Source organism: Paenibacillus sp. 37, from assembly GCF_008386395.1.
In the GTDB taxonomy this organism is placed as follows: domain Bacteria; phylum Bacillota; class Bacilli; order Paenibacillales; family Paenibacillaceae; genus Paenibacillus; species Paenibacillus amylolyticus_B.
In genome coordinates this window covers 1,029,906-1,052,675 of the sequence record NZ_CP043761.1, presented here as the reverse complement: position 1 = coordinate 1,052,675, position 22,770 = coordinate 1,029,906, and the positions used below count along the sequence as shown (strand labels likewise).

Here is a 22,770-nt window from a genome sequence, read left to right as displayed (position 1 = left end):
GTAATACTGATCCGTTTCAGACGGTGCCCTGCACCGCGGGAGATTCAAGAAATCGCTTCATAGGGGATGCTGAAGCCACATCCCGCTCATGATGATGAATCGCAACAAGTTCCTTCTGTAGTTGGTCATCCAGCAGCGTTTCCCGAATCGACATGAATCCCAATCGTTCCGTCCATGCCCATAACGGCTCATCATACCAAGCGGTTTGGCGATACCATTGAAGGCAGGCTGATGCGAGTGTGGCCGCTTGCACCTCTGTCTCAGCCACCCCGAGCAAGCCACCTTGTTTGACCGGATGCTCTGCATGACCGCCTGCATAGATCTCCCACCCAGCTGGTGAAGCCAGCAAGCCAATATCTTGCACCAGTGCGCTCACCAACGAACCGTGCCCTGGTGCGACGCCCATATTCACCGGCGACGGCATCGCAGCACCGATCCAACTCGTACGAAGCTGTGCAGCCAACCCCCTGGCATCTCTTGCATAGGATGAAAGCGGGATCTGATCATCCCAGCGCACCTGAACCTCTGAGTGAGCTTCGATCTCTCGAACAACCATCGTTCCACCGGATACCTGTAAGTAATAATGAATTACAGGGAGACATACCGAGCAACCATGTTCCGAACCCCAACCCAGCTTCTGCAAGATTAAAAATATGTCTGGTAGCCCTGTCTCCAGAACATCGATGTCAGCCAGTATTTCCTTCAGTTCTGCATGCCCAAGCGCCGTACAACTGCACACAGGCATTGGAGCAGGTTTATCTGGTGTGGCTTCCACTCCAGTACCCCCGTTATTTTTCAGGTTATGCGTATGTTTCAACAGTGCAGCCACCATCGGGCGACAGCCACCGCATGAACCAGAAGCCTTCGTCTGCTCCTTCACCTGATCTGCCGTCTCGAGGCCCTGTTCCTGAATCGCCTTCATAATGGCAGCCTTGGTCACATTGTTACAGGCACATACGGTCTCCTGAGCTGGTAATGCCGCAGCAGCCATCTCAGCCGGGTCCGGGGCCCCTTCACGCGGAGCCAATTCCGCTACATCCGCACCTCGTTGCACCAGTCCAAGCAAAGCCGTTCCTTCCGCTGTATCTCCAAATAAAATGGCGCCGCGCACTTTGCCAGCCTGCATCAGTATTTTTTTGTATGTGCCTCGAATACCATCCAGATGTTGAATTGCAGTCTGCATGCCTTCCCCGCTAATCTCACCCGCCGAGAAAACATCAACTCCCGATACCTTCAGTTGTGAGTAAGGAATTGAACCCTTGTATTCAGGCGTTTCCTGTCCACAGAGCGTACGTGCGAGCACCTTCCCCTGTTCGTATATAGGAGCCACCAGACCATAACTGATTCCCCGATGTTCGGCACATTCCCCAACTGCATATATATCCGGTACACTGGTGCGCATATAGTCATCTACCATGATTGCCCGATTCGTAGCGATTCCACTTCGTCTGGCCAGATCCACATTTGGCCGAATCCCTACAGCGACAATGACAACCTGAGCTTCAAGCTTGGAACCATCTGTGAAGAGCAGCCCCTGCGCCTGTGATCGTCCGGTAATTTTCTGTGTATTTTTGTTCAAAAGAAAGGACATACCCTGCCCTTCAAGTTCCTGTTGAAGCATCGCGGCAGCCTTCTCATCCAACTGCCGGTTCATAATGTAATGCGCGTTATGGACCACCACAGCTTCCATGCCCAGATGCAGCAACCCGCGTGCAGCCTCCAGCCCAAGCAATCCACCACCAATGACTGCGGCCTTGCGATATGTTTTGGAATAATCAGACATGCGCGTACAATCATCAATCGTTCGGAAGGACATGACCCTCTCTTTATCAATCCCCGGAATCGGTGGGATAAAAGGTGAAGACCCTGTCGCCAGAATCAGGACATCATAGGTTTCTTTTAATCCGGATTCAGTCTCTATATATTTTCTACGGGTATCAATGCGGTGCACCGTTTCACCTGCGCATAGCCGGATTTGATGCTCGGCATACCAGCTCCAATCATTGATAATGATATCCTGTAACGAATGCTCACCCTGCAATACTTTCGATAACATGATCCGATTGTAGTTGGGACGGGGCTCATTACCGTAGATTACAATCTCATACGTATCAGGCTCCAGTGCGATAATCTCTTCGACACACTTCATTCCAGCCATGCCATTCCCGATAATCACCAGTTTGCTTCTACTCATGGGCTGCCCCCTATCTATCTCACCTGAAAATAAACAGAAAAATCCCTTCTCCATGATTCGGAAAAGGGCACCGTTGCCTCCGGAATCCACACGCCTTTGTGTAGATTCATATTAGATTCAGATTAAGGGAATCTGAATCTAATGTCAACTAAATTAACACAAAAATGCGAATAACGATTAAAAAACGAATTATCTAAAATTACATGTAATTTTTGTTGACATATATATTTTCTCTTGATTATAATTTGAATCAAAATCACAGTGCTGTGATCAACTCAGATGCGGGAACACAATGACGTGTACCGCCTGTCGGCAACGGGGCCGCAAATCGTTCAGATCTGGACGAATTGCGGCCTTTTTCTGCCTTAACAAGCACATAGACAAATCACGAAGATCTCAATTGGATGAGGAGCGATGATGGATGATGGAGAGCAAAAGTTTTTGGAAAAGCGGGCATAAGCCCACCCTTTTCGGGGCGTTTATGTATTTTGACATCAGTTTTATGATATGGGGAATGCTGGGTCCACTCGCAGTTGTCATTGCATTGGATTATCCGATGACTCCGCTGGAAAAGGCCAATCTGGTCGCATTGCCTATTCTCGGCGGCTCCATCCTGCGCCTTGTGCTTGGGTTCATGTCTGATTATATTGGTCCGAAACTGACCGCACAGATCGGGATGCTCGTCACCTTAGTTCCTTTATTACTCGGCTGGTTATGGGTCGACTCTTTAAGCCAACTGTACGTGGTGGCACTCTTGCTCGGTGTCGCAGGCGCCTCCTTTGCTGCTGCGCTACCTCTGGCAGGCCAATGGTATGGCAAAGAGCATCAGGGTCTGGCGATGGGTATTGCCGGGGCGGGTAACAGCGGAACCGTACTCGCAACGTTGTTTGCCAATCGCTTGGCTACGCATTTTGGCAGCTGGGAAGTTGTGTTCGGACTTGCTATTATACCAATCGCTATTGTATTCATCCTCTTTTCTATCTTCGCCAAAAATAGCCCTAACCGGCCTGAACCCAAGAAATTGTCCCAATACGGAAGTCTGCTTAAACAAAAAGATGCTTGGGTATTCTGTGCCTTCTATTGTGTGACCTTTGGTGGCTTCGTTGGATTATGTAACTATCTCACCATCTTCTTCAACACCCAGTATGGGCTCTCTCCTGTTCGTGCCGCAGACATTACCACCTTCTGTGTAATCGCAGGCAGTTTCTTCCGGCCTGTTGGGGGTTACCTGGCGGACAAAATTGGTGGAACCCGCATGCTAACATTCCTGTACACAGGAGCCTGCATCATGTTAATCGGAGTATCCTTCATGCCACCGCTTCCTGTTGTAGTCGTCATGTTGTTCCTCGGTATGATGTGTCTGGGAGCCGGAAATGGTTCGGTGTTCCAACTGGTTCCCCAACGTTTCGGCAATGAGATTGGCCTGATGACAGGTATTGTAGGTGCCGCTGGCGGATTGGGCGGGTATGCACTGCCGCTGATTCTCGGCCAACTGTACAGTAGCTATCAATCCTACACGCCAGGTTTTGTCATTCTTAGCCTGATTGCAGCAGCTTCCCTGTTCCTGGTTCTCTTCATGCAATCCCGCTGGCGTGTAAGCTGGCTGAGCCGAGGTAACAAAGGCATGGCCGATTCGACATTCCTCTCTTCCTGAGGCGTACAACCACTCGGCCGTTAACCAAGGTACAGTGTTTACGAGTGGTCCATAGGTTACCAAAGAAACAGCGTTGCCCCATCAGGCAGCGCTGTTCCTTTGGTTACGGCTGTCTTTCTACTTAAGATGAATATTTGTGAAGAACAATAACCGCATTATGACCGCCAAAACCAAAAGAATTAGACATCCCAATCCGCAACTCTGCTCTTCTTGCCTCGTTTGGTACATAATCCAGATCACATTCGGGATCTCTCTGCTCTTGATTGATAGTTGGCGGAATGATGCCATGCCGCAGACTTTGAATAAGTGATATCGCCTCCGCACCGCCTGCTGCACCAAGCATATGTCCTGTCATGGACTTATTCGCTGTGACCGGAATATCATAGGCACCTGTCCCGAAAAGTTGCTTAATCGCTCTTGTCTCAGACAGATCACCTGCCTCCGTACTGGTGGCATGAGCGTTAATCACATCAATGTCCTCAGGTCCAATCTGAGCCTCTTTCAGTGATGCTTTCATCGCCAGATATGCACCCCGTCCTTCCGGGTGGGTAGCTACCATATGATACGCATCCGAACTGGCACCATATCCAATCACTTCGGCAAGAATATTCGCTCCTCTTGCTAGAGCATGAGACAGTGATTCCACAACCAGAATTCCAGCACCCTCCGCCATGACAAAACCGTCTCTCCCTGCGTCAAATGGACGACTTGCTGTTTGAAAGGCTTCATTTCTTGTTGATAATGCTGTCGCATTACCAAAGCTTGCCAGCGACACTTCCGTTACAGCCGCTTCTGTCCCGCCAGCAATAATGACATCGGCTCCGCCATGACGAATTAACCGGAAAGCCTCTCCAATGGCTGTATTGCCAATGGAACAAGCTGTTACTGGCGATAATGTCGGTCCCCAGCAACCAAACCTCATACTGACCATAGCCGCAGCCATATTGGAGATCATCATAGGTACCAGTGTTGGGCTGACTCGCGCAGGTCCCCGATCTGACAGGACCTTGCCTTGTTCCATCAATGTCTGGATGCCGCCTATGCCTGAACCAATATATACACCTACCCGTTCACGGTCCAGTTCATCCATCACAAGACCCGATTGCGATACAGCCTGATCCGCAGCAGCAACAGCAAATTGCACGAATCGATCCATACGCCTTGCTTCCTTGCGTCCAAAACGCTCTTCACCATCAAAATCACGGACCACGCCAGCGATTCTGGTTTTATACGAAGCTGTATCAAAATGTTCTATAGGTGATACACCTGATCTACCCTCAATTAATCCATTCCAGAATGTATGTACATCATTTCCCAAAGGAGAGATGACTCCCATACCTGTAATTACGACTCGTTCCATATCCATCCTCCTTCAGCGCTATTGTCTACCTTACTCTTACGCTCTGCCACTAATAGTGCACTTTTGAATATCCTATTACAAGTTGTCAATTATAATAGTATAATGACTACCATGATAACGAGGATTGAAGGTGATGGATTGCACTATGATGTCAGGTTACAGGCATTGTCCACTTTTCTGAAAACACAGCGTTCCAAAATTTCTCCTGAATCGGTCGGTTTACCCACTGGAAGTCGGAGAAGAACGCCTGGGCTGAGGAGAGAAGAGGTTTCCCAACTGGCAGGAGTGAGTACAACATGGTATACCTGGCTTGAACAAGGTCGGGATATTCAGGTATCCCATTCCGTGTTGGATAACATTGCTTCAGCACTGAGGCTTACTGCAGATGAACGAAAGTATCTGTTTTCGCTCGCCATGGAGCATCACTCGGAGCTGCCCACACTGGAAGAAGAACCGGTTCAACTTCACCCTTCCTTGCAGAAAATTTTGCAAGAACTTCATCACTGCCCTACCGTGATCTCGGATCGGCGTTGTTACATTGTTGGCTGGAATGATGCAGCCCGGCATGTTTTTATGGATTTTGAACAGATTGCCCCCGAACAGCGGAATATGATCAGTCTGTTATTTGATCGAAAAGAGTTTCGCAGGCTCGCGGTGAACTGGGAGGATTTTGTTAGCGGATTTCTGGCGATTTTTCGTGCTTACTATGGCCAGTACGTTGATGATGAATGGTATAATTTATTTCTGGATGACATGATGAACAGACATCCCGATTTTCATACCCTTTGGAAACAAAGCAGCGTCAGCAGTGCCCCGGACGTTTTAATCGAATTCAGGCATTCCAAAGCAGGCAAAATGTTGTTTGATCTGACTTCCTTGCAGGTTCAGGGTAGTTCCGATCTGCGTTGCAGTGTCTACACCCCTGCGCCAGAGAGCGCTACCGAGCGCAAACTGATGCGCCTGATCGAGCGTGAAGCTGATCCACATCTTGGCAAGCATTAAATCGGAGTCTCTCACCTTCTCGGCGTCATGTTAGAGCCTTGACATCCTCATGTTGCATGTTTTAAATATCAGGTATATGAAGTAATCCATGGATCTTAGTCCTTCTACAAGAAGGGGGTTCAGAAAGGAATATCATGACGAAAGTGCTTATCATAGAGGACGACAACATGTTAGGCGATACATTATCCTTGTATTTGCAAGGTGAAGGGTATGATGTTATCCGTGTCGATAACGCAAGAGATGGTCTTCTACAGCTTCAAGCGCGGCCTGATATCCTGCTTCTTGACTTGATGCTCCCTGATTCGGGTAATAAGAATCCTAGTTCTCTCATGCGCCAGCATACAGCAATCCCCATCATTGTCATCTCTTCGTTAACCGAGGTTTCTGAGCGGATTCGATCATTAACAGATGGGGCTGATGACTATGTATGTAAGCCTTTCAGCATGCAGGAGCTGAAGGCACGTATTGAGGCCGTATTGCGCCGCTACTCCATATTGAACAGCTCTGTTGTCACTGAACAGGAAACCGGAATATCTCTCGATCTGGCCCGAAGAACCGTTCTGTTGAATAACCAGCGCGTGGAGATGACATTTTCCGAATTTGAGATCATGAAGCTGTTTATCCTCAATCCTGGCAAGGTCTACAGTCGGTATGCTCTGATTGAAGCCATTCGTGGTATTGATGCCTACATTAATGATCGCACCATCGATGTGCACATTACCAAGCTTCGCAAAAAAATTGAGGACAATCCAAAAAACCCCCAATACATTCAAACCATCTGGGGGGTCGGATATAAGTTCACACCTTAAAACAACACAGCTTCATTCCGATCACCATGGCAGGGACTCGGTAATTTTATCAATTTCCTGTTGTACCTTCTCCAATTCCGAACGAAGTTCCTCATCTTTGATTAACGGACGGGACAGGAGCGATTCCAATTGGAGAACCACACACATCAGGTCCACCGCATGTAGATTCGCAGCTACGCCTCGAAGAGAATGAACACTACGAATGACATCAGCAATCTGCTGTTGCTGATGTTGAATCGCCAGTTTATTCTGAAACGAGTCATACTCCGTCCTAAATTTCGTGAGCGCATATTGCAGAATATGGGGCTTGCCGTCCATCTGTCTGATCGCCTTATCTGCATCAATTCCATTGATATCTCTTATGCCTTTTAGATCAATCCATATTTCCAAAATGTCTGCGAGCTGTTGTTCATGTATGGGTTTAGTCAGTATGGCATTCATGCCTGCTTCAAGATATAATTCATGGTGACTTTTTAAACTACTCGCTGTAAGCGCAATAATAGGGGTACGATCATATTTCCTCATCTTGCGAATGTGCCTTGCTGCATCAATTCCGTTCATATCTGGCATATAGAGATCCATCAGAATCAGTTCCCATGTTTGTTCATCCAATTTCTTCAAAACCTCTGTGCCACTATCTGCCAGCGTCACCTTGAATCCGGTATGTTCCAGCATGGCCCGAATGACCAGTTGATTGATTTCATGATCTTCAGCGATCAGAATGTGCCCTTTGGATTTAAGCAAATAAGATTCATCGTATTCTATCATCCGCTTTTTCTCCAATGGCCCTTCACCCTGAAGTGCAAGTAATACTTCGAATAATCCCAGACGTGTAATCGGTTTGATCATCATGAGATCCGGGCGAAAGGATCTCTCCTCACTCCACAGGGCATTTTCACTAAAAGCATGGGTATAACCCACCATTTGAAATTTGGTTCGATTCATTCGCTTCATGAAACTGTCCCATAACGAACTGTTAACTGTGTCTTCTATATCCATATCCAACATGATCAACATCGAACTTGTCCCTTCGGCTTCAGGAGTATACCAATCACTCTCCATCATATGGTTCAAGGAAGTATACAGCTTCGGATTCATACCGAATGAATAGAGCAGCTGCTTCAGATTTGCGCCCATCCGTTCATCATCTTCAATGATAACCACATCATTCGCTCCATATAGGAGAGGGTGTGTCTGCAGGGAAAAACTCTCTTCTTCTTCCGAATCTGCAAGTTCAAATATCAAGTCGAATGAAAACAGACTGTACTCTCCCAGCACACTATCCACCCGCAAGCTTCCTCCCAAAGAGGTGACCAGAAGGTAACAGATGACCAGCCCAAGACCAGAGCCACCATATGTTCGATACGTCGAGGGTTCCGCTTGAGTAAACGGGACAAAGAGTCGTTCCAATTGTTCGGGTGACATTCCGATTCCCGTGTCCTCTACCTCAAAACGGACATGAACTCGCTCCGCCCCCAATGAAAGTACCTCTGCCTGCAGCGTTACATATCCATGCTCCGTAAATTTAATCGCATTACTGAGCAGATTCAATATCACCTGTTCAAGTCGGAACGGATCACCAATTACCGTTAATGGCAGATCGGGATCGGTTGTAAAGATCACTTCGATATCTTTGTGCCCAATTGCCACGCCGATCTGATCTGCCACACGTTTGATCACTTCCTCTGGTGAAAAAGAGACCTTCTCCAACATCAGCTTGCCTGCCTCTATTTTCGAAAAATCAAGAATATCATTTACGAGGGCAAGCAAGGTTTGGGAGGACGCATTGATTTTACTCAAATAATCCTTTTGTTGTGGAGATAGATCTGTTCGTTGAAGCAACAACGAAAAGTTGATAATGCCGCTCAGTGGGGTACGAATCTCATGGCTCATGAATGCGAGAAACTCACTCTTCGCCTGGCTTGCTTTGTCAGCCTTAACACGTCTATAGTGATCCGAAATGTCATGAATGACTGCCTTAATTTTCTCACTCGAGTTTAATACTCTAACAGGGTATAGGTGAACCCGAACATGCTGCTCATGACCTTCACCAATAATGAAACTCAGTTCCGTATCCTGAGCTATATTGTGATGTAAGGCTTTTTGGAAAACGAACAACCAGTTCTCCAGCTGCTCAATGAACAACAATTCTTCAATCTGACGCCCAATCACTTCATGCCTGCCGAGACCGAGCACATCCAGAAATTTCTGATTAACCGACACAATACATCTGTTGTTATCCAAACCGACAAACCAGTCTGCCGACACTCGCTCAAGTGTTCGATATCGCTCTTCACTTTCTTGAATCCTTCGTTTAACCGCTCTATGTTCCGTAATATCAAGTCCATATCCCACGACATATTTCACCACACCCTCTTCTCGCAGAGGGCGAACTTTCACCAGCGAATAGTAACCTTCATGCTCAATCTCGTAAAAAAAAGATTCCCCTTCCCATGCCCGGTTAAACTGCTTTCGCAGAAACTCTACCTTCTCCTGAGGTAAAATATCCAATGTGCCCAGTTTGTAATCTTGCTTCAGACTACTCATATCCAAGCCCAGTTGGGAGAGCATCTCTCCCTCAAGCACAAGATACTCGAATTTTCCGTTCTGTTTTCGGATTTTAAAAGTAAAACCCGGCTGCATACGAAGCATCTCCAGCATTTCCTGATCCCTCTGAATGACCAATCTCCTATATCGATGATTTTGGTTCAGATAATACAGGAATAATATAACGGACAGCAGGCAGATACATTGAAAAAAGAGAATCTGCCCCATCATTAGCAGAGAAGGAGAATAGGTCTTTAGTACAGAAAGTTCATACACAGTAATCAGCAGCAACGCTCCGGACAACCACTTCTGCATAAATCCCCTGATATACTTAAAGATCAGACATATGGCTACAACAAATAACAACTCTGTCAACGCATACTGCCAGTTCTCCAACAAGGGATTACGCCCCATATTAATCCGAAAAATCCACATGAATGCAAAAGTAACGAAAGCAGATCCACTCCCACCAAAATAAGCAGCAAGCAGATACACACTGGCCCGGAAATTCAACAATGTACCATCCTCAAGCACAATAGAGAAATAATAGAGCGCCGTGCCCAGCATGCTCAGCGTAATACCAATAATGATCCGAGTCGTGATGGATGTTGAACGGGTAGCATTTGTATGGTTCAGATAGTGATGAATTAGGAAAACAAAGATCAAAATTAGCGTGAAATTTAATACAAGATCGCGTAGCAAATGGTCACCGTCCACATTACGACTTCAGGATTTCATGCATTCAATGAATGTTGTCAGATTCATGGTCGCAGTTCCCCAGTACACAAATCATAGTATGCCGGACTCCCTTATTCAATTGAAGATATTGACCATTTTTTTGAAAATAATTACTACTTTCAGCTAACATACCCTTATCACCAAACAACAATTTTTTTTCATGAAAATTCATCATTAAATATGCTGATATAAAAAAGAGAATCATCCAAATGAACCGATGTAATCGTAACTTGGGCTTCCCACACTTCCTGATCGGCCTTCATCAGTTTGGCTACGCCGGACCAGGTCTGATTTCCTCTCCAGTGGGTATCCATTAGCAATCGGGCAGGCTGACCTATGGTGCTCTCCCGTGAGAATCCTGTTTTGGTTACATAAACGGAATTCACATCCAGAATCACACCCTCCTCATCTGTAATCATGACCGCATCCGTTAGCAGTAAGAAGGCTTTGAGTTCCAGTTGCATGGTTGTCCACTCCCTCTAATGAAACATGATGTGATGCTGTCCCTGTGTGATACTCTCTTCTACGATCCCGTTTAATACTTAAACTGTCTAATCAGGCGCTGCAGCTCTTCAGCCAGGGTAGACAAGCCACGAGCCGATGAAGAAATCTGCTCCATCGCTGCCAGTTGCTCCTCTGAGGAAGCGGCCACTTCTTCGGAAGTTGCGGCGTTGCCAGACGCAATGCCTGCCAACTCATTGGATACAGCAGATACTTCCTGTACACCTGCTGTGATCTCTTGCGACGTGGCAGCAATCTCTTCAATCTGAGGTGTCGTTTCCCTCATGCTCTCCAGAATACGTTCAAACTTCCGAATCGCTTCTGTAGAGATGTCCATGCCCTCTCCAACCTCTGAAGTCACCTTCTCCATCATGCGAACGGAAGCAGCCATATCTTCCTGTACCGCCGTAGTCAGCACGGTGATTTCATTGACGGACTGCCCGGATTGCTCTGCCAACTTGCGAACCTCTGCTGCTACAACAGCGAATCCATTGCCATGTGTACCTGCACGAGCAGCTTCAATGGATGCGTTCAGCGCGAGCAGGTTTGTCTGTTTGGCTATATTTCCGATTAACTCCGTGATCGCTGAAATTTGGTGTGATCGTTCATATAACGCCTGAATCAATTGGTTTGTCTGTTCTACCGTCTCTTGAATCGATTGCATCTGACTCACCGTCTGCTTGACGGTGTTGCCGCCTTCTTCTGCTTGTACGGTTGTATGTTTCGCCAAATCAGCGACATGTATGGAACGTTCGGCGATTCTTGTAATACCAATCGTAATTTCATTCATGGCCTGATGGTTATGTTCAATACCCTGGGTCTGCTTCTCCGCACCACTCGCAATTTCCTGAATGGCTCGCGCTACCTGCTCACTGGCTGCACTGGTTGATTCCGCACTCTGAGTCATTTCATCCGATGAGATGACTACCTGACTGGCGCTGTTCTCCACTTTTTGAATCAACACACGCAGATTGCTCTGCATTTTGCCAAAAGCCTCACTCAGTTCACCTATTTCATCATTACTTGTGCTTGTAATGGTCTGGGTTAGATCCCCTTCGCTCACCTGAATCGCCTGAACCTTCAACTGACGAATCGGTTTAACAATTGATCGCATCACCAGCCAGATGATCAAAATTCCGATGACAAGAAAAGAAACGATGACCATAATCGTTCGATTCAGAATAGGCGCAGCAGCATCCTCTACTTCAGAAGAAAACATGGTGCCTGCGACCTTCCATCCCGTGGATGCATTCGTGGCGTAATACATGACCTTATCAACCTGATCAAAGGTATAGTTGAAGTTACCGGATTCATTCGTATACACTTGAGTCCAAAAATCTTCTGTTGCATCTGTTCCAGGTTGCATCGTCGGATGATAGATATACTTTTCGCTGGCATCCAGCAGAATCAGATGTCCCTTTTCTCCTACTTTAATTCCGCTAACCAATTGACTAATGTCCGCCAGATTAAGATCCAATTGGACTACACCAGATTGGTCATTCAATGCCTTGGCAATCGTAATGGTGATCTCTTTTGTCTCGGCAGAAATATAAGGGTCTGTAACAATGACCTGCTCTGGATTTCCCATTGCTTCGGTATACCATGGTCTTACTCGGGGATCGTAATCCTTGGGCATCTCTGCATCAGAAGACATCAGATACACTCCTGCCTCTGTGCCTACACCTATGGTAATGATGTCTTTGTTCTGTGCAGCGTACCCCTTCAATTCGTTCACAACCCGAACCTCTGCATCATCTTGACGTAATTGCTCTGCAAGTGTATTCGCATAATATTCAATGTGATTCCGCTTGGTATTGACTGAAAGATCTATCGTTGCACTGGCAAGGTTCACATTTTCCATCGCACTATGTAAAATTTGCTTCTCCACTTCATCTTTTGCACTGTTATACGATAAAACTCCAATACTTAACGAAGGAATGGCCAGGAAAGCAATAAAGGACACCACCAGCTTGGTCTTAAAGTTCTTATGCATCTTGTTGAACCAGGTCGGTTTGCTATTTTTTTGGGACAAATTTCTCTACCTCTTCCAGATTAATTTTAGTTTTAATTGATCTACTTATAAGTTGAACTAGTGATTATTTAAACTTGCCACTCCGATGCAGAACAACCTTCCAATCGCTGAATGATTCATACAACTTATTTAGCTCTTGTAAAGCTCTCATAGATTGTAAACCATCTTTTCAAGAAACTAGGTCTCACTTCTTGTGAAAAACACTCTTTACACTAAAAAACTCGAATAAATCTCTTCATTTATAATCCTAAAGAACTATTTTCAAACAAATTATACGAAAAAACTATTAAATAAAGTGTTCCGGGGATATGACCAAATTGTTAACTTTCTAAATACTTATTAATAAGCATGCAGATGACAAAAAAAAGATCCAAGCGTTATCGCTCAGATCTAAAGGTTATTTACATTGGACCAACGTATTCTCTATTCAAATGCCGGGATCGCAATATCTGCATATTTCTCTTCGAAGAAGGCTTTGACCTCTGGACCCGCCATACGTTTAGCCAGCTTCTGGATCGCTTCGGAGTCCTTATTATCCTCACGGGCAACCATGGTGATGGCAAAATGGGAATCATCCTTCTCGGTTAACAATGCATCCTTCTTCGGTGTAAGACCGAGAGGACTGGCATATGCCGGTGTCATGGCTACCAGATCAGCATCATCCATCATACGAGCCAGCATCAACAAGTCCACTTCCTCAAACTTGAAGTTCTTTGTATTCTCGGTGATGTCTGCCTGTGTGGCGTTAAAACCTACGCCCTCTTTCAGCTTAATCAACCCGTTCTGCTCCAGCATCACAAGAGAGCGACCGATGTTGGAAGGATCGTTTGCAATTGCAATCGTTGCACCTTCTGGCAATTCCTCAATCGTTTTGTACTTTTTGGAGTAGCCGCCATAGATGGCATTATAGATAGGCTGTACAGCCACCAGATTGGCATTGTTCGCTTCATTATACTGGGTCATGTAAGGCACATGTTGGAAGAAATTTGCATCCACTTCCTTATTCGCGAGTGCCGTATTTGGTTGAACGTTATCTGATAACACAACAACTTCCAAGTTGACGCCATCTTCCTTCAAAAGCGGTTTAACAATATCCAGCACATCTGTCATCGGTGGAATCAACGTAGCTACTTTCAACGTAACTTCTTGTGCAGCTTGTGTGTCTTCCTTTGTTCCTTCAGCCGCAGGTGTTTCTTCTTTTTTGCCACAAGCAGCTACAACCAGCATTACTGCAAGCAACATAAGCATCATCTTTACTTTCATTTCATGTCTACCCCTCATCGTATAATCTGTATTGGTTATTCGTAATAATGCACGGTCCGACCGTTCAGGATCTGCGATCCAGCCAGTGGGACAGTCTGCTACCTGTGAATTGGATCATCTGTACCAGGATAATCATAATGATGATCGTAAATACCATAATCTCCGTTTCGAAGCGCTGATAACCGTAGCGAATGGCGAAATCACCAACCCCGCCGCCACCTACAATACCCATCACCGTCGAGTAAGAGATGAAGCTAATCGTAGCTGTCGTGAGTCCCAGTACAAGACCAGATCGTGCCTCCACGTACAAGAATTTCACCACGAGTTGCATCGTCGATGCCCCCATGGAAGCAGCAGCTTCAACCACTCCCCTCGGTACATCCAGCAACGCTTGTTCCACCAGTCTGGCGTAGTAGGCAATCGCAATGACCGAGAGTGGCACGGTTGCCGCCAGCGTACCGATGGACGTTCCCACAACAATCCGTGTGAATGGAATCATGAATACAACCAGCAGTAAGAATGGAAACGAACGAATGATGTTGACGACACTACCGAGTACAAAGGACAGCGTTTGATTCTGATACCGTTGTCCTTTCCGGAATAAGTATAGCAGAGTACCCAGAGGTAACCCGATCAGAACAGCTGCCGCAATAGAGATGCCCACCATGACAAAAGTCTCTCCAATCGCCTGCCATATCTCATGCTGATATTTCAGCACAGACTCAGGTAACCTCATGACTTGTCCTCCTGTTCTGCCTGACGGAACAGAGACGAACCTGTCATCCCGTATTCGTCACCCGCAAGCAAGGAGGTCAGCAGGTCAGGCTGCGGAGCGGGGATACTGCTCACTTCCGTTTTAGACAACGTACGAACGAGTCGCCCATCCTTCATGACGGATATCCTGTGACATAGTCTGCGAGCCACTTCCATCTCATGCGTTACTACAACAATGGTCACGCCCAGCGTTTCATTGATATGTCGCAGCACATCCAGGATACCGTTCGTGGTCTGTGGATCAAGCGAAGAGGTTGGTTCATCACAGAGCAGCACATCCGGACGACTGGTCAGCGCTCGCGCAATCGCCACACGCTGCTTCTGTCCTCCGCTAAGCTGAGCAGGATATTGATCTGCCTTGTCTTCCAGTCCAACAAACCGCAGCACCTCAAGTCCACGTTCGACTCGCTGTGTACGGGACATCCCTGCCAGTTCCAGCGGCATACAGACATTGCCACTCACCGTTCGGTTACTGACAAGATTGAAGTGTTGAAAGATCATGCCAATGGACCTTCGTGCAAGACGCAGCGTGCGCTCATTCATCTGGGTCAAGTGCTGCCCATTCACAACAACCTCACCATCATCCGGCTTTTCCAGTCCGTTGAGCATCCGCAGAAGTGTGGATTTGCCTGCACCACTCGATCCGATGATGCCATGTATTTCTCCTTGTCCCACTTCGAGGGACACCGAGCTTAATGCTTCGAATCCCTGATCTGCACGGGAACCGCGCTCGTTATAACGTTTGCTTACACCATATAATGAGATCATGGAGAGTCCTCCCGTGAATGATCATGCATGGTTCTTCAAGAACACATGAAGAAAGCCCGCACAGCCGATAACCGGAGCGCGAGCAATCCTGTTCATTTATAATAAATCAACATCCCTGATGAGACAAGCTTTTAAGGTGAGATTGCCTCCTGAAGGCGGCTGGCTTCATACACGCGAAAACGTCCGTTGGACGAACCCACATACACTTCATTGCCGATCCGGTTGATCGTTCCGTTCTTCGCATCCCGGTCGCGATGCTCCGGGTTTCCCATCACCACGTCATGTACACGACCTAACAAGGCTCCATTGTTTTTATTCAATACCAACCAATTCTCATCCATGGGCAGCAGCAACTGATCATCAATGACCAGATAACTTCCCTGATTCGTCGGATGCCTTAGTGTTGCAATCGCATCTTTGGCATTCCAACGTGTCTCCCCCGTTTTATAATCCACTGCCGCCGGATAGCCATTCTTAATCACATACAACTGATCCTCTTCCACCAGTCCTCGTTCAATCTTGCCCTTGAGCGTCCAGCGTGTTTTGCCTGTCTTGGCATCATACAGGGTGGTTGTAAAATCTTCATATTCTCCGTAATGATCGCCGTTTTTGTTCTCACGGATCAACAACATGCCATCATTCAGCTCCTCAAATCTCTGTCCTGCCCGAGCAGGAAATTGGGCAAGCTTTTTCCCCGTGTTCAGATCAAGCAGAAGCAACTGCTTGTCTAGTGATAGCCATCTTTCAGCATTCGTGGTTGCAAAGGGATCCCGACGTTCGATTCCATCAAAATATGGATCATTCACAAATTGTTCTATGGTGGATCGTTTGGCCTTCAAGCTCCATACAATTCGGCCCGATTGCGGATCGGCTGCAACCAGCTTATTCTTTTCCCAATACAACACATAAGGGTCATCTGCACTCTTGTTCAATAATTCATAACCTTTCGCGAGTTTTCGCGTCCACAATGTTTTTCCGTTTGCACTATCCAGTACCGTCAACCAACTGTTGCTTGAGCTCTCAACAACCGGGCTATCCACGACCACAACGTTTTTCGCAGCGGTGATGCCATTTAGTCTAAAATTTTGCTTAGGGGTGTACGTCCATGTGACCTTCCCGTTCTTCAAGTTCAGATGACGAATACGATCCACGTATTTTTTCTTGTCAGGGTCATAATCATTGTAGATTGTAACGTATTGGCGTGCTGTATCCACCTCAGCCTGCTGTCTTCCAAAACCCCCATTAATCCTCCATAATTTCTGGCCCGTATGACGGTCAAGGGCATATATGGAACCTTCGTAGTAGCCCCCGCTAAATCCACCGTCATCCCCCTTCATCAGGAGCACATCATCCGTAGCTACTTGTAAAAAAGTGTAGTTAATATCCCCCTGGTTGGTCCATACCGGTTTCCAAGGGATTGTCGTTGGCAGTGTTGTGCCATAGATTTTTGTTGTGAACCCATATTCATCCGCCCGACTGATGTTCCAATCGGAAACAACAGCATTTCGATTATCCTGTGCTAAATTCCAGCGTGTTCTGACCAGTCTGCCATTCTTGTTGAATGTGACCAGAAATTGCGCATCTTCCCGCTCATATCTCCAGGTCTGTCCAATACTCATTGAATAACCCGTGAAATTTAGATTGCTTGAACTCTCTTTCCAATCCGGCTCGCCTAACCACCCAGCCACTTGTTTGGAGGTGGTTGCCTTGTTCAGCTTAATATCTGTCAGATGGCGTATAACCGAAGTTGGCAGCGATGTATCCTGTTGGAACCAACCATCCGCCACATTCATCCGCTGTTCTATAGCCTGAGACTTGATCCAGAAGAGTCCTGGCCGATACGTGAAGGATTCTTTATTCCAGACTCGTGGGGCAATGGAGACCCCATACCAGCCTTTCCACTTTGCAACAATAACAGCCTTATCTGTTAGCGCTTTCTCACTAGACCAAGTTGTAGAACTATCCGGAGCCAGATACAGCTTACTGCCTGATCGGAGCGTGAAGTTTTGGGGAGCTGTTTCCGTCATGCTTCTGCTCTCCTTCAGGGCATACCAACTTGGCAGCCAAAAGTCTCCATGATCGGATGACTTAAGCTGCAACCACTCGCCACGAACCGATGCCAACGTATACTTCTCGTTTTTTGTTGTATAGTATTCAATCTTCATTTGGTCAGGAGCCACACTGCTGTCCCTCCTGTTTTGAAACAGGGGGATATCATTCATGAGCGTAACGGATTCTCCTTGTTTATAGGCCGACTTTGTTGATAAGGCTTGGGGACTTACCCCCAAAGCTTGGGGCGTTGTAACCGAAGCTTGTCCTCTAAGCACTACCTTTTGTGAATCCAGCAGCATCCATCCCGTCAACAGCACAGCTGTTAATCCAGTCATGGTAATCCATTTGTACCCCGTTCTCTGCCAGTCAGGACCCGTCTTCACTCTCGTTCATCCCCATCCATTAGAAGTTATTTCCAATAGAGACGCAGTAAAAAGGAAAAAGTTACCTTTTACCTCAATATATTTCTATCTATCTCCCAATATTACCTTACATCCACCATCGCAGCATGATAAGGAAAGGTAACCCCGATGTAATAAGCAGCTGTTAAGGTGAGCATATAATAAAATACAAACCACAGATCAGCCCGCGAATAGCCAATCTGAATGTAATACGTTCGGCTCGCGCCATCCGTAAATCCTTTCGCTTCCATCGCTACCGCCATTCGCTGTGCACGGCGAATGCTCTGTGCCAGCAGCGGAATAGCGTAACGCTTGAGTGTACCATACACGTTCCAGCGAGAGCCACGTTGCTGTGTTCCACGAATACGAATAGCGTAACGGAGCGTCTGGAATTCATCCAGCAAAATCGGGATCATGCGCATCGCGGCCAGAAAGCTATAGGCATATTTTGCGGGAAGCCGCCACTGCTGCATCAGGGAATAAAACAGTCTCACAGGCTTGGTCGTAAGACCAAAGAGTAACCCAGCCGCGGCCATAGTCAGCGAGCGAAAACCCAAGTGTAGACCGCGATAGAAACTCTCTTCGGTTATGTGGATCAATCCCCACTTATACCATGTGGTCTCGCCCTTACCAAACATCATCATGCCTGTAGACGTGGAGATAAAAACCAGAATAAATGGTGATGCATACAGTATCAATCTGTACCACGGATGACCTGTCCAGCACAGTAATAGCATCATTACCACCGCAATATTGGCCATTACATTCAGATTGTGAATAAGGATAACGATGAGGAACATCAGTGTCAGAATAATCATCTTCAACCCCGGATTAACGGAATGAAGCCAGGTTTCACGATGAGGAAACGACAGTTGCATCACATAACCTCCCCTCATCCACCGACCAGATTCGGGTGCAATATCTTTTTACAATTTCACGATCATGGGTAACCATAACAATGGCTGTTCCCTCTCTCCGCAATTGCTCCAGTTGTGCTAACATGGCGAACGTATTGCGGGCATCCTGTCCAAAAGTGGGTTCATCCAGCAACAGAATTCGCTGCTCTCTGACCAATGCGGACGCCACACTCAAACGTCGTTTCTGCCCCATCGATAATTGATAGGGGTGGCGCTCGGACAAGTCGACTAGTCCAAATTGATTCAGCATATGAGTAGTTCTGGCATGTCTTTCTTCCGTTGTAAGCCTGCCCCCCAGCAATGAGAATTCCACTTCTTCCGCGACGGTGTTGGTTACAAATTGAAACTCCGGGTTCTGAAATACAAACGCGATTCGATCTGCAAGCTGCTCCGTTTTGCCAGAAGGCTGACCTTCCACCTCATAATGACCTGTTGTTTTCAGGATATTCATCAGAGATAACAACAATGAACTCTTGCCTGCTCCATTAGCTCCGACAATACCAATCCAGTCTCCATGCCATACCTTGGCCCGCTCCACCTGAATGAAAGGTGTTTTCCCACGCCATCCGGTGAACTGCTGCAAATCCAGTGCAAGCTGATAGGCGGGTGATACAGGTAATATGGATGAGACGTGAGATATGGGGGATATACCCGGTGTATCGGATAAACCAGACGATTGCTGTGCTTCCAAACTTGAGATGCCGTGGTCCACACACAATTGAAGCTTTCCAGAAGCACTTCCCTCTTCTTCCTTAATTGCCTGCTCGTGCTCATCCCACACACCCGGATACCAGATTCCATAATCCCTCAACTTGCTCCGTTCATCCGTGAATACCTGCTGTGCTGGCCCATCCGCCACAATCTTTCCTTCAGGTGATAAGACAATGATGCGGTCGACCATATCCACAATCTCGTTTATTTTGTGTTCAACGATGATGATCGTTTTGTCACTGGCGATCCGTTTAACGGTATCCCACACTTGGGAAGTACCCTCATCATCCAGCAGTGCAGTGGGTTCATCCAAAAACAATACCTCCGGGTCCATGGCAAGCATTGAAGCAATCGCGAGACGCTGCTTCATCCCCTGAGACATGGACTGGATCAATACACGATTCTGTTCAAAGGATAACCCCACTTGTTTCAGATAATATTCAATCAGCCCTGGCATCTTTTCACGCGGAATATTTCGGTTTTCCAGAACAAATGCGATCTCTTCATCCGTAAAGGACATACAGAACTGGGTATCCGGATCCTGAAAGACTACTCCTGCTCTGGCGGGAACCTGAATATCATCACATTTCATCGGAATTTCAACTGAACGTGGAATTAAACCGCTCAGAACTTGCAATAACGTCGATTTACCGGAGCCGCTTGGGCCAAGCAACAGCACTTTCTCCCCTTGACGCACAGAAAGAGACAAGCCTTGAAATACCAAGGCTTTCTCTCCCGGGAACTTGCATCTTAGATTTGTCACACTTACCGCTTGCGAATTCCCCTCTACGCTCATCTAATCCAGCGCCTCATAATCTTGTTTGGATACTGGTCTGAGTGAGCGTGTTACACCGGTCAGTTCCAATGCTTTGGCGAGATAATAAGCAAACACTCCTGCAATCAAGATGCTTCCGATGAAGCGTAATCCGATAAATAACGTATAATTCCAGGCCGAGAGTGAATCAATATACCCGTACTGATAATCCAGCAAAAGCGAAGCCGCTGCGGCTCCTATGGCTGCAAGACAGGTGACAAACAGGTTGGTTTTACGATACAAAAATGCGGCGAAGAATATCTCGGCTCCCAATCCTTGCAACAGACCGTATACAAGTGTGGACATGCCCCATTCACTGCCCAGAAAAGCACTTACCGTTGAAGCCGCAACCTCGGCTAGAATAGCCACGCCAGGTTTACGAATGATAACAAAAGCAAACGTGCCCGCCATAAACCACATGCCGTAGATCATCTGCTCCGCATGAACACCAAAGGGTTTCATCAAGTCATATGTAGGTCCCCATATCTTGTAGATCACCCCAAACACTACTGCGATCACGATGGTTACCAGAATATCCGTTAGTTTCAATCGCTTGTTGCCTGCTGTTGTTGCCATGTTCTCTACGTCCTTCCTTTGTTCCCTGTGGGAGTTGTAAAAGTGTGTGTTCAAAAAGACTGGTTGAACAACCTCTAAAAATAAACGAAAAAGCCTCCCCGGTTCCGGGCAGGCCTTACGTACAGTGTACAATCCTCACAATGATGTATTGGGTGGATGTCAAAAATACGGAATATCAACCAGCGCCCCTCCGTCATGGCAGATACACCACCACAGTTCAAAGAGGTCTGTTGTTCATCCACGTTCATTCTCACAATTCACCCTTACATATCGCAAATCCATGTTCTCTACGCTGGCATTACCCAGATCAGATGTACGGTCAGCGGCATAAGGCCACTCTCTCAGCCCAACTTCATTGAGCTCCCGGTTCACTTATTTCATTGCTTCTAATGTACATCAGATGGGTATTTGTGGCAATCCCTAGAAAAATCATCATGCTTCATTTGGGGTAACAGGGGAAAGAATCTGATGGTTCACTTTCCATAATATGAAACATTTAGGTTATGTAGTCCGTCTTAAACATTAGAAGGGAGATTGATAGTGATGAAAGATTACAATTCTGTTTGGCAGCTTAAAACATGGAAAATGGTCCTTGCCGCTTCGATACTCACCGCAGGTACGGCACCTGCCTTACTCTCATCCACTATGGCGGAAGCCGCAGCAACTAAACCTAAACCGACAGCTTATATTAACAATGTTCAAGCTCAATATGATGTTGTCATACGGCAGGGTATTACTTACGTGGCATTGACGGAGCTTCAATTCCTCGGCAACTATACGTTTGGTTACAATAACGAAACAAAAGAGATCAGCATTAGCACAGGCAGCGATAAGTATGTCCTTACACCTAACAGCAAAACAATGAAGAAAAACGGTCAGAATGCGACATTCTCCTCAGCGCCGATTCTGGTGAATGGTAAAGCGATGCTTCCGCTCCGTGCCATCGGTGAAGCTTTTGGTGCCAAGGTGCAGTGGAACCAGAAGGCCAAGGAAGCCTACATTTACACTACCGACGCTACGATTGTAAAAGAATATAACAGTTCCGATCTGACTGTGGCGCGTGAAGCCGCATTGCATCTGCCACGCTTCTCTGAACTGGGACAAGCACGTCTGGACATTCGCAATCCTTTAGGTCCGGTGGATTCATCCATTGAATACATCTTTGAGCAAGGTAAAAAAGATCGTTTCTTCGTTGTTGAGGATAACGATCTGATCAGTTATTATATCCTTAAAAATGGAAGTGCACTGCTACAATGGCAGGCTAACATTAGCAAAAATGCCGGAACCATCGTTGACCTGTTCTTTATTAAAAACAAAGCCGTTGCTGAAGCAGGGACTCGTCCTTCCGTAACAGGTCAAACACTCGTATCATTCAAGTACTCTCGCATGCTTGAAGAAACCTCTTACGAGATCATGAACAAATTGGGCTCTAGTGATACCGGTTCTGTTGTCCCCGAGAAAGGCAAAGTCATCGTTGAAGTTCCAGGAGAGAAATAGTCTGAGCATCCTCTATAAGACATTGCTCAGCAGAAATATTATCACATCTGCATTACAAAGAGCGCCCTCAAAGTCATTGTGGCAATGACCTTGGGACGCTCTTTTGGCGTTATATTTTAACTTCAAATTACAAGCGGAGCTTAAACTTTTACCAACTCCA

At 46.6% G+C, this 22,770-nt stretch carries 16 protein-coding genes and 1 riboswitch; of the genes, 4 read left to right on the top strand and 12 right to left on the bottom strand.

All coding sequences use genetic code 11. The features are described 5' to 3' along the window. Positions 1-16: 16 nt before the first annotated feature. On the bottom strand, positions 17-2,194 hold the full coding sequence (gene nirB, locus F0220_RS04710) for a nitrite reductase large subunit NirB (protein WP_105601057.1): 2,178 nt from the start codon (positions 2,192-2,194) through the stop codon (positions 17-19). 424 nt (positions 2,195-2,618) lie between these two features. Here nirB and F0220_RS04705 point away from each other — a divergent pair, with 424 nt between their 5' ends. Then, a complete protein-coding gene (locus F0220_RS04705) occupies positions 2,619-3,848 on the top strand; it encodes a nitrate/nitrite transporter (RefSeq protein WP_105601114.1) in 1,230 nt (409 codons plus the stop codon). Between the two features lie 121 nt (positions 3,849-3,969). Here the strand turns inward: F0220_RS04705 and fabF are convergent, their stop codons facing one another. Continuing rightward, positions 3,970-5,208 carry a beta-ketoacyl-ACP synthase II gene (fabF, locus tag F0220_RS04700; protein ID WP_105601059.1) on the bottom strand — a complete coding sequence of 413 codons (1,239 nt, stop codon included), beginning with the start codon at positions 5,206-5,208 and terminating at the stop codon, positions 3,970-3,972. Between the two features lie 102 nt (positions 5,209-5,310). Between fabF and F0220_RS04695 the strand changes: the two genes are divergently transcribed. Together F0220_RS04695 and F0220_RS04690 are read left to right on the top strand one after the other, a co-directional pair. Next, positions 5,311-6,210 carry a helix-turn-helix transcriptional regulator gene (locus tag F0220_RS04695; RefSeq protein ID WP_411157703.1) on the top strand — a complete coding sequence of 300 codons (900 nt, stop codon included), beginning with the start codon at positions 5,311-5,313 and terminating at the stop codon, positions 6,208-6,210. Between the two features lie 134 nt (positions 6,211-6,344). Then, a complete protein-coding gene (locus F0220_RS04690; RefSeq protein ID WP_105601062.1) occupies positions 6,345-7,019 on the top strand; it encodes a response regulator transcription factor in 675 nt (224 codons plus the stop codon). 21 nt (positions 7,020-7,040) lie between these two features. Here F0220_RS04690 and F0220_RS04685 read toward each other — a convergent pair whose 3' ends face one another. From F0220_RS04685 to F0220_RS04640, 10 genes are all read right to left on the bottom strand, one after another. Then, entirely contained in the window at positions 7,041-10,283 is a 3,243-nt protein-coding gene (locus F0220_RS04685; protein WP_105601064.1) for a hybrid sensor histidine kinase/response regulator, read from the bottom strand. A 179-nt stretch (positions 10,284-10,462) separates the two neighbouring features. Then, positions 10,463-10,768 (bottom strand): PAS domain-containing protein, encoded by a 306-nt coding sequence (locus F0220_RS04680; protein WP_036672654.1) that lies wholly within the window; start codon positions 10,766-10,768, stop codon positions 10,463-10,465. A 71-nt stretch (positions 10,769-10,839) separates the two neighbouring features. Continuing rightward, the gene (locus F0220_RS04675) at positions 10,840-12,837 is read right to left on the bottom strand and encodes a methyl-accepting chemotaxis protein (protein ID WP_105601065.1); all 1,998 of its coding nucleotides are present in this window, start codon (positions 12,835-12,837) and stop codon (positions 10,840-10,842) included. A gap of 423 nt (positions 12,838-13,260) precedes the next feature. Beyond that, positions 13,261-14,118 (bottom strand): MetQ/NlpA family ABC transporter substrate-binding protein, encoded by an 858-nt coding sequence (locus F0220_RS04670; protein WP_091016079.1) that lies wholly within the window; start codon positions 14,116-14,118, stop codon positions 13,261-13,263. Positions 14,119-14,164: 46 nt separating this feature from the next. Continuing rightward, positions 14,165-14,836: a methionine ABC transporter permease gene (locus F0220_RS04665; RefSeq protein WP_091016081.1), complete on the bottom strand. Its 672-nt coding sequence runs from the start codon at positions 14,834-14,836 to the stop codon at positions 14,165-14,167. Continuing rightward, the gene (locus tag F0220_RS04660; protein ID WP_105601067.1) at positions 14,833-15,642 is read right to left on the bottom strand and encodes a methionine ABC transporter ATP-binding protein; all 810 of its coding nucleotides are present in this window, start codon (positions 15,640-15,642) and stop codon (positions 14,833-14,835) included. The genes F0220_RS04665 and F0220_RS04660 overlap by 4 nt, the downstream gene beginning before the upstream one ends. Positions 15,643-15,773: 131 nt before the next feature. Beyond that, positions 15,774-18,077 (bottom strand): outer membrane protein assembly factor BamB family protein, encoded by a 2,304-nt coding sequence (locus tag F0220_RS04655; protein WP_105601069.1) that lies wholly within the window; start codon positions 18,075-18,077, stop codon positions 15,774-15,776. A 101-nt stretch (positions 18,078-18,178) separates the two neighbouring features. Beyond that, on the bottom strand, positions 18,179-18,973 hold the full coding sequence (locus F0220_RS04650; RefSeq protein ID WP_105601070.1) for an energy-coupling factor transporter transmembrane component T family protein: 795 nt from the start codon (positions 18,971-18,973) through the stop codon (positions 18,179-18,181). Next, the gene (locus F0220_RS04645) at positions 18,948-20,519 is read right to left on the bottom strand and encodes an ABC transporter ATP-binding protein (protein WP_105601072.1); all 1,572 of its coding nucleotides are present in this window, start codon (positions 20,517-20,519) and stop codon (positions 18,948-18,950) included. Before F0220_RS04645 ends, F0220_RS04650 begins: the two co-directional genes overlap by 26 nt. After that, entirely contained in the window at positions 20,520-21,113 is a 594-nt protein-coding gene (locus F0220_RS04640; RefSeq protein ID WP_105601074.1) for an ECF transporter S component, read from the bottom strand. Positions 21,114-21,380: 267 nt separating this feature from the next. Then, a riboswitch (TPP riboswitch) is annotated at positions 21,381-21,491 on the bottom strand. A 165-nt stretch (positions 21,492-21,656) separates the two neighbouring features. Between F0220_RS04640 and F0220_RS04635 the strand changes: the two genes are divergently transcribed. Beyond that, on the top strand, positions 21,657-22,610 hold the full coding sequence (locus tag F0220_RS04635; protein ID WP_105601075.1) for a copper amine oxidase N-terminal domain-containing protein: 954 nt from the start codon (positions 21,657-21,659) through the stop codon (positions 22,608-22,610). The last annotated feature ends 160 nt before the right edge of the window (positions 22,611-22,770 follow it).

Coding starts and splice junctions, on each gene's coding strand:
- F0220_RS04635 (WP_105601075.1), top strand. CDS start 21,657: ATGAAAGATTACAATTCTGTTTGGCAGCTTAAAACATGGAAAATGGTC.
- F0220_RS04650 (WP_105601070.1), bottom strand. CDS start 18,973: ATGCAACTGTCGTTTCCTCATCGTGAAACCTGGCTTCATTCCGTTAAT.
- F0220_RS04695 (WP_411157703.1), top strand. CDS start 5,311: ATGACTACCATGATAACGAGGATTGAAGGTGATGGATTGCACTATGAT.
- fabF (WP_105601059.1), bottom strand. CDS start 5,208: ATGGAACGAGTCGTAATTACAGGTATGGGAGTCATCTCTCCTTTGGGA.
- F0220_RS04705 (WP_105601114.1), top strand. CDS start 2,619: ATGGAGAGCAAAAGTTTTTGGAAAAGCGGGCATAAGCCCACCCTTTTC.
- F0220_RS04680 (WP_036672654.1), bottom strand. CDS start 10,768: ATGCAACTGGAACTCAAAGCCTTCTTACTGCTAACGGATGCGGTCATG.
- F0220_RS04645 (WP_105601072.1), bottom strand. CDS start 20,519: ATGAGCGTAGAGGGGAATTCGCAAGCGGTAAGTGTGACAAATCTAAGA.
- F0220_RS04670 (WP_091016079.1), bottom strand. CDS start 14,118: ATGAGGGGTAGACATGAAATGAAAGTAAAGATGATGCTTATGTTGCTT.
- F0220_RS04690 (WP_105601062.1), top strand. CDS start 6,345: ATGACGAAAGTGCTTATCATAGAGGACGACAACATGTTAGGCGATACA.
- F0220_RS04660 (WP_105601067.1), bottom strand. CDS start 15,642: ATGATCTCATTATATGGTGTAAGCAAACGTTATAACGAGCGCGGTTCC.
- F0220_RS04665 (WP_091016081.1), bottom strand. CDS start 14,836: ATGAGGTTACCTGAGTCTGTGCTGAAATATCAGCATGAGATATGGCAG.
- F0220_RS04640 (WP_105601074.1), bottom strand. CDS start 21,113: ATGGCAACAACAGCAGGCAACAAGCGATTGAAACTAACGGATATTCTG.
- nirB (WP_105601057.1), bottom strand. CDS start 2,194: ATGAGTAGAAGCAAACTGGTGATTATCGGGAATGGCATGGCTGGAATG.